This window comes from Leptolyngbya sp. DQ-M1 (genome assembly GCF_039962505.1).
Classification (GTDB): domain Bacteria; phylum Cyanobacteriota; class Cyanobacteriia; order Leptolyngbyales; family Leptolyngbyaceae; genus Leptolyngbya.
On record NZ_JAMPLJ010000001.1, the window covers coordinates 157,606 to 168,980 of the forward strand.

Genomic DNA, 11,375 nt, shown 5'->3' on the forward strand with positions numbered 1-11,375 from the left:
TTTTTGGAACCGGATCGAGAGAGGTTTTCTCTGAATGAATCGATAAGAACTGCTTAAGCCTTCTGCTCTGGATAAGCCGGACTAACGGCGCAAAAAATAGTCCAGATTTGTATTGCACCTTAAATCGCTGAATCCCCTGATTTATATAGGGTTTCGGGCGTTGACGAGTCCAGGATTTCCTGAAAAATGCTTTGAACTTCTGCTCGCACAGCAGAAGTTCAACAATATTTCTAAATCAAGACCGTCTGCAAAATAAGAATTGTACGCTTTTTTAATTCGTCGTCTTAAAGCCTGGACTAAAACTGAACTATTTGGACTAAGTTGCGATCGCGTTCCCCCAAATTCGATCAACGCATCGCACCGGGACAGAGCAGATGTACTCATTAACCAGACTTATTAATGGTCTTATCTTGAATCTCGTATGAGTCTCAGGCTTTTTACGGTGAGCCGTAAAAATAAAGGCAATCCTAAAGGTCAGGGCTTTTTGATTGTGGCGGGTTGAGTGAATACGCAAGAGCGATCGGGAAGCACAAAGACACTGTTTCAGGATTAAAAGATGCGACACAACCCGGATTAGTGACGCGATGAGCGCTCATCCTTAGTTGAACATTGTCAGCGTGTGGCAGAGTGACGATCTCAGACATCGGAGCCAGGCTCCGTGGTTGAATGCTCTAGTGACGAAGCGGCTTGACCATTAGAGATTAAAGGCACAGCGACAAATAATCCGTTCACAGAATCACAGCACACCTCCCTGACGCAGCGAAGCGGATGATGAGAGGCTATGGCTGCTTATGGTTATCTAGTATCTCAAGTCTCTCCGTTGCATAGCTTCCATTTCTCAGCTGTGAAATAGACGAATGAAGCGGTGTAAGTCTATTTCATCGGAGTAAGGAGTGGTTGTCCGACCATTCGTCTGAAACCAGCTGTCATGCTTCTCCTCTAGTTCTCCCCGTTTATTCTGAAACCAGCTGTCATGCTTCTTCTCTAGTTCTCCCCATTTATTCTCTATCTTGAGCGATATCAGGCAAACCACTGACATTCAGGACTTCGCTGCATCTCAACTTTACGAACACAACAAGAGGTCAACCATGAACCGTCAATTCTGCACGATCGCTCTCCTGACTACCCTAGGTGTTTTTTCTTTTGCATCGGTTCCGAAAGCTGGAGTCGTCTTAAACGGCGCATCAGTCGATGGTTCCACTGTCGACCATACCCAGTTTGACGATCCTTCTAGTCTAGACTTAACTTTGACAAATCGGATGAACAACCAAACCGCTTCGACGTCATCGGGTGGCACACCGACGGTTTTGAACGTTGAGCGTGATGCGCATTTCGTCAACGTGATGGGCGACAAAACACCAGCGATGCCGAATTTTCCTCAGCTTGCGCCAAAGGCTGGAAAAGTGCGCGGTTATGTGAAAGATTTGTCGGGAAATCCTCTGAAGGGCGCGACCATCGGGATTCGTGCTTCGTATTTTGCCGGTCATTATTCAGGTGCGCAGGGCGAAACCGACGCAAACGGGTATTATGAGTTTGCCGTTCCGAAAGGTTCGGCGCATTACTACAATGCAGGTTATCAACTCAAATGGGGCGACGGCATCGCAGCAATGGGTCTGCATCCAGTGGACGGAAAATTGGAAAGTTTTACAACCGTTGATGGTGCGGTGGAAAACTTTGTGCTGCTGCCTTATGGCATTACCAGCCCTGAAAATGTCAGCCAAAATCCGTATGTCTCATCAAGTTATTACGGGGGTTCGATTCGCGTCTCTTATTACACACGCGAAAAGACCGACCCCAATATAGCTGCAGGCAGCATTGTCGAAGATTCGATTATCGAAATCACCTTAACGCCCGAAGGCAACATGCTTGACGGTACAGCGGGAAGAACTTTCGTCATTCGCCAGCCGATCGGGTTTAAGGGTAATTTCAGTATTCACAATATTCCGCTTGGACGCTACCGAATCACTGCTACAACGGGCGACAAAGCGCTCAAGATGAAAGAAGACCGTAAGTTTAACCCGCTTTTTGGGCTGATGCCGGGAGAGGCGATCGGTGAAGCGAGTCTTTTGTTTATTCCGGGCACTGAAAAGGCTTCCAGCGCTACGCCGAATGCTGGCGGTTGGGAGCCAGTAGGTATTACCCTTAGCATGCCGTAGGTTTTGAACGAATTATTGCATTAACAATAGTCCGGGCAAATTCAGACAGCAATTGTGCCGTAGTTACAGAGGTTTGAGTAGTTGGGATGGCTCAAGAATTCCCACATCTAAGGAACGATCGCGCCGTAACCGCTCATCAATCCCGCCGCTCTGCCAGAAATCCCCAAGCTACTAACCCAAGTATCAACCAGTCGTCATAGGCGCGATCGCGGGGTCAGAGTTATTGATAGGTCGCTCACACAAATTAACGAGCATCGATCGCGCTATCTAAATCCACTACATTCAGAACCGTAGAGAACTTTTTCTTCACCGCTTGGCGAAATCTGAACGCACCATTTTCCGCCTGCCTGTCATAGTCAAAACTCGTCAGTCACCCGAGCGATCGCATAGCTGAGGGGGACTATACCGCTCACGATGATGAGAATTATTTGGGGGATACGATTGCGCAATATTTGGGCGATACTCCATCACCGAACCTTGCCGATCGAGTTGGGGAATTGGAGCGAATTGTTTCCGATCTTTTTGCTCGTGTCGCAGGTGCAAATCAAACAGCAGTCCAGACGATCGCTAAGAGCGGGATTCTGACAGAGGCGGAACTGTGTGTCGCTTCAACATTCCGCACAACTGGAGAAGTTCTGTTCACGGATAGAATGCGGAGCATTGGCTCTCAAGGAAAACAGGTGCAGTGCATCTGGGGGGCGATCGCTATCGTTTGAACACCACAACGAAACCTTAGTTAATCAGCATTTCAGCCATTTTAGAGGGGGTTTGATCACCACCATTTCAGAATCAACTCAAATTTGGTGATCTACAAGAAGCCCGATCGCACGTCAAGCTGTTTGGGCTCTTGCAGGCAGGAGCCCAAAGTCAACGGCTGAATAGCCTTTCCGAGCCCAAATCACCAAAAGTTCGCAAGCACCCGTAGTTGTGATTCCAGAGCAGGTAAGTAGATTTTGAATTGAGCACCTTTGTGGGGTTCACTTTCTACGGTGATGAACCCTCCATGCCCTTTGACAATTCCTACCACTAGGGATAGCCCGAGCCCTGTCCCCTTCCCAAACGCTTTGGTTGTGAAGAAGGGTTCAAAGATCCGATTCAAGTTCTCAGGCGGTATGCCAATTCCAGTATCAGAGACAGTTAGCACCACATAGGCACCGGTTGAAGCATCTATACTTGTGCGAGCTAGATTTGCATCAACCCATGTGTTTTCTGCAGAGATGCGTAAAATGCCGCCGTCTGGCATCGCATCACATGCATTTTGGCAAAGATTCAGCAGCATTTGATGGAGTTGCGATGGGTCTCCAGCAATGGTCCAAAGGTCAACTGCAACATCTGTTTGAACTTGGATATTGCCTGGAAAATTTTGCTCAAGGCTCTCTGTTATTTCCAATAGCCAGAACGCCACGGCTAGGGGACTTCTATTGCCCTTCAGCCCTCCCACAAAGGACAAGACCTGCTCGATGACATCAGCACTACGCTTTGTGTTTTGTTCCAGAATTGTCAAAAGTCTTCTGCTCTGTTCGTCGGTCAGTCTGCTCGCCAGTAGGTGGATTGACATCAGGACAGGCGTCAACGCATTGTTGAGATGATGCGCCATCCCACTCGTTACCGTGCTAATGCTTTCAAACCGTTGAATGCGTTGATGTAGCGCTTCGGTCTGCTTTCTCTCAGTAATATTGGTGCTACTGACGAGAATAGATTGAGGCTGTCCTACTGAAACACGGATTAATGTCCAATAGCTGTCAACAATGACTTTTCGACCATCTTTTGCGCGATGCTGCAGCTCACCCTGCCACGCTCCCTGTTCAAGAACCAGGGATTGAGCTTGGTGAAGTTGCGGAGAAACCCCTTCAAAAATTAGGTTGTCAAAGCAACATCCTACTGCTTCATCAGCCGTCCAACCGAATAATCGAGTTGCACTGCTATTCCAAAACAGAATCCGATGGTCTAAGCTCAGCAGAAGAATGGCATTCTGTGACTGATCCAGAAGGGTGGCTTTTGCTTGCAGTTGTGCGTCACTCTCTTTTCGCTCGGTGACATCGGTTTGAATCCCAACGAAATAGAGCAGCTGACCTGTATCTGCGCGCACAGGAGCAAGTTTGAGCTCATTCCAAAAGGGCTGACCATCTTTACGATAATTCAAAAGCGTGGCTTGAATTTCCCGTTGTTGTACAATCGCCTCACGAATTTGCGCGACAACTTCTGGATCAGTGTCTGAACCCTGTAAAAATCGACAATTGGAACCTCTAATCTCCTCGAGTTCATACCCTGTCAGCTTTGAGAAGGCAGGATTTGCGTAGATGATAGGATTATCAGGCTGATTGGGATCGCTGAGCAAAATGCCCTCCGAAGCAAAGTGAAACGCTTGGGCAAAGGGCGACTGAGGCAACTCATCTGCTTGCAATCCTACAGTTGACTGCTTCTTCAACCACTCGAGTCGTTCTTGTTTAGCTCTGTCCCAATACGTCTCGAAAAAGTGTGCGATCTGAGGCTCTTCAGAAATTAAGCCATTAAGATGATCTTGAGCTCGCTTATCCGTCGCGTATGATACTTCTGAGTGCGCCTCCATCCACTCATGGCAGGTTTTGACATAAGCAATAAAGGTGACTAGATATTGGTAGTTCTCGCTCCCTAAAACACACCGCAACGCCTGCCGACAGCTGTCAGCCTCATCTGTATGCAAGGCAATAAAGATGGCACAATCCAGAAGACTTGCTTCGAGAACTGCATTAAGCTGGGATAACACTCTCAATAACTCGTTTTGAGCAGTCAGGAGCCGAAGATGCTCATCTACAGCTTGGGCAGTTGGGGGAGCCGTCTCAAGCAGCATTAATATTTCCTGCGCTTGCATTCCCAACTCCCGGAGTGAGCAGGTGTGGCACACCAAGCAGTATGGAACTGGACAGAAACGCGATAGATAGGCAGACAATTTCTCCTTGAAGAGGGCGGGAAGGGGATTGTCAACGTAGGCAGAACAGGTTTGTTGCCATAAATTTTCTAATACTTGAGGAGTCTGTAAGGCAGGAGAGAAAAAAGGGGGGAAGAACCCGAACTTTTGCTCAATTTCTGTCGTAATTTGCTGACTGGTTCGCATAAATAACGGTTGAATTTAAAAACAAGCACAAGAAATTAGTAAACCCATCGCCTCTCTGTCTGGCGAGCCAGAATTTACAGAGGCAGTATAGGGAGTATATTTGCTTATCCGGTTGTAGTTTAGCTCAGCAACTGCTCTGAAATCTTGTTTTGCATAGACTTTTTTTTATATTTGAGCCTTAAGACGTAGATGTTTTTAAGTTCTCTCCGGTAGCTCGTCAAATGAACGTGGGGTTAGTACAGGGTAAATGCATCTTAAAAGCTTGAAGGTGAGGAAGGAACCCTATCCTTCTGGAGGGCGTTTAATCTCGCATAGCTTCAAGTCTCGACTTAAGCGGTTAGAAAATATGATCGCGAAATTAACGACACCGATCGCGTTCTCTAAAACCACTGCATTCAGAGCCGTAAAGAATTTTTTCTTCACCAAAAAGTGCTCTCTACGATTACACCATCGAGACCAGCACCCTTGAGATTCGCGCCGTTGAGATCGGCACCGCTGAGGTTAGCCCTGCTGAGATTGGCTTCGCTGAGATTGGCTTCGCTGAGATCGGCACCCCGGAGATTAGCTTCGCTGAGGTCGGCGCCGCTGAAGTTAGTATTGAAGAGGTAAGCACCCTGGAGATTAGCCCTGCTGAGGTCGGCACCGCTGAGGTTGGCATTGAAGAGGTAGGCACCCCGGAGATTAGCTCTGCTGAGATCGGTACCGCTGAGGTCGATAGTGTTGCTCAGCTGGGGGAAGTTGCGTTGGCTCATCCATCTGTTCCAAGCTTGAATTTGTCCTTGCTGCAACAGGTGAAAAGGCACATCCCCTGCAATATGAGTCGGAAGCGCAGAGCAATCTGAGGACTTAAAGAAAGTCCTCCAGAGTAGACCAAACAGCCTTTTTCCCGCCCCATGCATCCAGCGCAATCGAACAGCGCTGGGTGATTCAATCTTATTGTTCAAGCGGGTTAATTTCGTTCGAGACTGAGAAAGAGGAACTGGTTTAGGCGGCGGCGAGGAGGGTTGCTGCACAAAATAGCTTCGGTTCTGGATGAACAGTTCAGGATACATCAAATCCCACCACTCAGCTACAAATCCCCAAGCCACTAGCCAAAGCATTAACGCCAGAATACAGCCCTGCTCCGATCAGCATCGGCGCGATCGCGGGTTCAGAGTTCATTAAAAAATCGATTTCTTCCATCACCATTGGGAATAAGAGACGAGTTTAGCGTTCCCAGATTGAGTGCGGTCTCAAATGTTTGAATTCAAACAAGTCAGACTGGTACAAAAAATATTCCAATTCCTATAGTGTTCTTATAGAGATTGGAATATTTTTTGGTATACCAGTCTGAGTGGAAGACAAAAACTGCTGTGAATAAGCAGTTTTTACAATATTTTTTCTACTTTGGGGTAGTAGGGGTCGTGGGTTCAAATCCCGCCGCTCCGATTGACAGAACCTCCTCTAGCAGGGGGTTTTGTCGCTTCTGGGTAAGGCTTTCAGGGATCACCCAGTGCTCAATAAGAGCGTCATAGAACCTCACTAATGTATTTGGCATCGAGCGATCGTACTAGTGCAACAAAACTTGGTGCAATTGAGTTACATCATGGCTCCTGGTCCTGAGCCTGTTCAGCTGGTTGCACTCCGATACTATCCAATGACCTCTAAATACATTTCACCTCATAATATGAACTTGAAGCAGCCCTATTAAGGTTTCTTTTGCTCCGACGTCATATAGATTGCGGAGATGATTCGTGACTGTCTCAACGAAACGCAAAGACTGTGGGAGATCGCCAAAAAGTTCAGATAACCTGAGGAGGCTACTGGGGTTGGAACCGCCTGCTTGGGCACGTTGAGTTAGAGCATCTGCCATTGGATCATCAATTGAAATTGGCTTCTTCTGGTCATCCTGCCTATTTAAATAGCGGAACCAAGCAGCGATCGTCAAACTTAAATAGTCAATTGATCCACCCTGCTGTAGTTTCTCCCGCAGTGAACTGAGCACCCACTTAGGTAACTTAGCTGAACTATTGAGACACAAGCGTGGAAGCTGATCTCGGATTTTGGGATTTGCAAATCGCTCAATCAACGTCTTTTTATAGTTGTCCAAATCAATTCCAGGAACAGGCTGAAGGGTGGACGTCACTTCCTCCATCAACTGTTCAACTGCTTGTCGAATTAACCGATCTGCCATCGTTTCATGGACATAGGAGTAGCCCATCAGTGTGCCTAGGTAGCCAATGAGCAGATGGCTAGCGTTGAGCAGGCGGATTTTCATCATCTCGTAAGGATGAACATTATTCGTAAATTGAACGCCCACCACTTCGAGTTCTGGTCTACCTGAACAGAAGTTATCTTCGATCACCCACTGAAGAAAAGGTTCGGCAACGGCTGGAAAAGCATCCTCAATGCCAAACTGGTGCCGAACCATTTCGATATCCGATGGAGTGGTAGCGGGAGTAATGCGATCGACCATACAGTTTGGAAAGGCAACATGGTCAGCAATCCAACGACCTAACTCTGGATCGCGCATTTCTGCGAAAGTCGTTAGCATTTTTTTGACAATATTGCCGTTCCCCTGCAAGTTATCACAAGACAGGACAGTAAAGGGCGCTAATCCCTGTTTACGACGCTGATCTAGTGCAGCAATCAAAAAGCCATATACACCAATGGGTTCATCTGGATGTTGTAAATCATGCTGAATCGTTGGGTGATTGACATCAAAATCACCGCTGCCCTCGATATAGTAGTAACCTCCTTCTGTAATCGTGAGTGTCACAATACGGCATTGGGGATGGGCTAATGCGTCAATCACAGCTTGCCGATTCTCTGGTGCGAATAGGTACTGTGTAATAGAACCAATGACCCTAGCATTATCGCTTTCGGGCGATCGCTCTACTAAGGTGTATAAGCAATCTTGTGACTTCAAAGCATCTCGCATCCGATGATCGAATTCCAGCAAGCCAACTCCACAAATGCCCCAATCACTGTTGGGATGCTGGTGAAAGTAATCGTCAAGATAGAGCGCTTGATGGGTTCGATGAAATCCGCCTACACCAATGTGGATAATTCCATTTGTGATTTGATGACGATCATATTGGGGAATGCGAACATCACTCGTTAAACGAGCAAGTGATGCTTCATTCAGCTTGATGGCTGATTCTGTTTTGATATTGTGGTTCATGGGAGTCATCCAGTGTTAAATGGTGACGACGAGCCTTGGGAACAGCCTCACCGTTTTGATTGAACAGATGGCAAAGTTCGCCATTCACCTGGATAAATGCACGATCGTGTGTACGACTAGGATTGTCACCATCAGTTTGCACAACCAATGTGTCACCGCCAGCAATCCTGACATAGAGAAATGTTTCTCCACCCAGTTGTTCTACCACAAGTACCTCACCTGTTAAGGTTGGATTGTTGTGATCCAGTCCTAAATGCTCTGGTCGAATTCCTAAGGTTGCGCTATCTCCAGTGGAGAGGCTTCCAGGTCTAACTGGAATTGTGACGCGAGTACCGCCTGGAAGTTGAACTGTTGTACCGGAATCATTGACGGCTGATACTGTAACTGGGAGAAAGTTCATTTTAGGTGAACCAATAAATCCAGCCACGAATAGATTCCGGGGATGATGATATAGCTCCAGTGGCGACCCTACCTGTTCCACAATGCCGCTCTGCAAGACAACAATCTTATCGGCAAGCGTCATTGCTTCTACCTGATCGTGCGTCACATAAATCATTGTAGATTGCAAGCTATCGTGTAAGCTCGATAGTTCTAGCCGCATCTGCACTCGCAAAGCTGCATCTAAGTTTGACAAGGGTTCGTCAAACAAAAACACCTTCGGATTCCGAACGAGTGCCCGACCGATCGCGACCCGTTGACGTTGACCACCCGATAGCTCTTTCGGTTTCCGATTCAAGAGGGGTTCTAATTGAAGGATACGAGCAACATCTCGCGCCCGTTCTAGTCGTCGCGCTTTTGGCATACCAGAGAGCCGTAGACTGAATGCCATATTTTCTGCCACTGTCATGTGGGGATAGAGCGCATAGGTCTGGAACACCATTGCCAATCCGCGCTTGTCCGGCGGCACATCATTCACTCGTTGTTCATCGATGAACAGATCGCCAGAGGAGATTTCTTCCAATCCCGCAATCATCCGAAGTAACGTTGATTTTCCGCAGCCAGAGGGACCGACGAACACAACAAACTCACGATCGTGAATGTCTAGATCAACGCCCTTGATGACTTCAGTATCGGTGTACCGTTTATGGATATTTCTTAAAGTAACTGTAGACATGAACTGCTCCTATCAATGATTACAAACAAGCAGATGCTATTTGACGGCACCAAAGGTGAGACCTCGAACTAACTGTCGTTGGCTCAACCAACCAAAGATGAGAATGGGTGCGATCGCTAATGTTGATGCAGCAGAAAGTTTTGCCCAGAACAATCCCTGCGGGCTGGAGAATGAGGCAATAAATGCAGTGAGTGGAGCTGCATCAGATGTGGTTAGATTCAAACTCCAGAAGGCTTCGTTCCAGGACAGAATAATGGACAGCAGTGCAGTAGAAGCAATTCCCGGTAATGCTAATGGGAGCAATACATGACGAAGCTCTTGTTGGGTGCTTGCGCCATCCATGCGATCGGCTTCTAGAATCTCTTTTGGGACATCCTTGAAGAAGCTATAGATCATCCAAACCACGATCGGTAAATTGCTCAATGTGTAGATAATAATTAAGGCAAGGCGAGTGTCTAGCAGTCCAGCATTTCGGCACAGGATGTAGATGGGAACCAGGACACCAACAGACGGTAGCATTTTGGTGGACAACATCCAGGTTAAGGTTGTCTTGGTGCGCTTGGTTGGGAAGAATGCCATCGCATAGGCAGCAGGGATAGCAAGCAGCAGTGCAAGGATTGTTGAACCGAGGGAAACTGCTATGCTATTAAACGCATAATTGGCATAATTCGCTCGATCCTGAATCGTTGCATAGTTTTCCAATGTTGGCTGGAAGAATAATTGAGGCGGTGTGGCAACCGCAGCAACTTCTGTTTTGAAGCTCGTGATGAACATCCAGAGGATTGGGAAAAACAGGAGTAAAGCAGCTAACCAGCCAAGCACTGCCCACAGCCATTTACGAGAATTTTTACGTGCCATTTTAAGTGCCCCAATTAAGTATCCAAATTACGAGCCACACTCCGCAACAAGAAGATTGCGACGATGTTTGCCAGAATTACGGCAATTAAGCCACCCGCTGAAGCACCACCCACATCAAATTCCAGGAGTGCTTTCAGGAAGATGTAATAAGCTAAGTTAGTTGTTGCTAAACCAGGACCACCCCCAGTCGTTACGAAAATTTCCGCAAAGATGGTGAGGAAGAAGATCGTCTCAATCATGGCCACTACGGCGATCGCACGACTGAGGTGTGGCAACATTACAAACCGAAACAGAGCGATCGCATTTGCACCATCCATTCGAGCTGCTTCTAGCTGTTCGTGATCAAGTGACTGAATCGCTGTCAATAAGATCAACAATGCAAAGGGTAACCACTCCCACGACACAATAATGATGACTGCTAGCAATGGAAAGTTAGCGAACCAATCGATCGCCCCTAATCCCAACCCTCTTGTAATCTGAGCAAACAACCCATTGACCGGGTGCATTAGCATATTCTTCCAAACCAATGCACTGACTGTGGGCATGACAAAGAAGGGAGAGATAGCGAGTACCCGCGCAATTCCCTGACCGGGAAAGTCTTGGTCAAACAGGACGGCGAGTAATGTACCGAGACCGATCGTAATCGCCAAAACTGCAACGACGAGAACGATCGTAGTTCCAATCGAAATCCAGAAGCCCGCATCACTCAGGATAAAGGTGAAATTCTCAATTCCAACGAACTTCTGTGCATCGGGATTTAATAAGTTATATCGCTGGAAGGAAAACCAGATGGTCATCACTAGCGGCACAATCATCCAGAGCAGCAGAGCAATGACGGAAGGCGCAATTAGCGGTAAGGTCGATGCCTGACGATGAGTTCGCTGTCTAGGGGGTTGTGTTTCGGGGTGACGTTCTACAACTATTGAAGACATAGCTTTAAAGACCACAAATTAATTGTTTTTGAACCACGTTGGTCAGAAAGTAAGAACA

The 11,375-nt window shown here is 47.3% G+C and carries 8 protein-coding genes; 2 read left to right on the plus strand and 6 right to left on the minus strand.

Annotation, left to right across the window (positions count from 1 at the left end; all coding sequences use genetic code 11):
• Nucleotides 1–1,088: 1,088 nt before the first annotated feature.
• Both NC981_RS00730 and NC981_RS00735 read left to right on the plus strand, forming a co-directional pair.
• Nucleotides 1,089–2,156 carry a hypothetical protein gene (locus NC981_RS00730; protein ID WP_348241116.1) on the plus strand — a complete coding sequence of 356 codons (1,068 nt, stop codon included), beginning with the start codon at nt 1,089–1,091 and terminating at the stop codon, nt 2,154–2,156.
• Nucleotides 2,157–2,584: 428 nt separating this feature from the next.
• A complete protein-coding gene (locus NC981_RS00735; protein ID WP_348241117.1) occupies nt 2,585–2,872 on the plus strand; it encodes a hypothetical protein in 288 nt (95 codons plus the stop codon).
• Nucleotides 2,873–3,054: 182 nt separating this feature from the next.
• On the opposite strand, the gene NC981_RS00740 is transcribed toward NC981_RS00735, so the two are convergent.
• The 6 genes from NC981_RS00740 to NC981_RS00765 form a co-directional block, all read right to left on the minus strand.
• Complete coding sequence (locus tag NC981_RS00740; protein ID WP_348241118.1) at nt 3,055–4,902, minus strand: PAS domain S-box protein; 1,848 nt, start codon at nt 4,900–4,902, stop codon at nt 3,055–3,057.
• 767 nt (nt 4,903–5,669) lie between these two features.
• The gene (locus NC981_RS00745) at nt 5,670–6,302 is read right to left on the minus strand and encodes a pentapeptide repeat-containing protein (protein ID WP_348241119.1); all 633 of its coding nucleotides are present in this window, start codon (nt 6,300–6,302) and stop codon (nt 5,670–5,672) included.
• Between the two features lie 602 nt (nt 6,303–6,904).
• Entirely contained in the window at nt 6,905–8,413 is a 1,509-nt protein-coding gene (locus NC981_RS00750; RefSeq protein WP_348241120.1) for a mannitol dehydrogenase family protein, read from the minus strand.
• Nucleotides 8,370–9,527 carry a sn-glycerol-3-phosphate ABC transporter ATP-binding protein UgpC gene (gene ugpC, locus NC981_RS00755; protein ID WP_348241121.1) on the minus strand — a complete coding sequence of 386 codons (1,158 nt, stop codon included), beginning with the start codon at nt 9,525–9,527 and terminating at the stop codon, nt 8,370–8,372. The genes NC981_RS00750 and ugpC overlap by 44 nt, the downstream gene beginning before the upstream one ends.
• A 36-nt stretch (nt 9,528–9,563) precedes the next feature.
• Nucleotides 9,564–10,385: a carbohydrate ABC transporter permease gene (locus tag NC981_RS00760; RefSeq protein ID WP_348241122.1), complete on the minus strand. Its 822-nt coding sequence runs from the start codon at nt 10,383–10,385 to the stop codon at nt 9,564–9,566.
• A 14-nt stretch (nt 10,386–10,399) separates the two neighbouring features.
• On the minus strand, nt 10,400–11,317 hold the full coding sequence (locus NC981_RS00765) for a sugar ABC transporter permease (RefSeq protein WP_348241123.1): 918 nt from the start codon (nt 11,315–11,317) through the stop codon (nt 10,400–10,402).
• Nucleotides 11,318–11,375 lie beyond the last annotated feature (58 nt).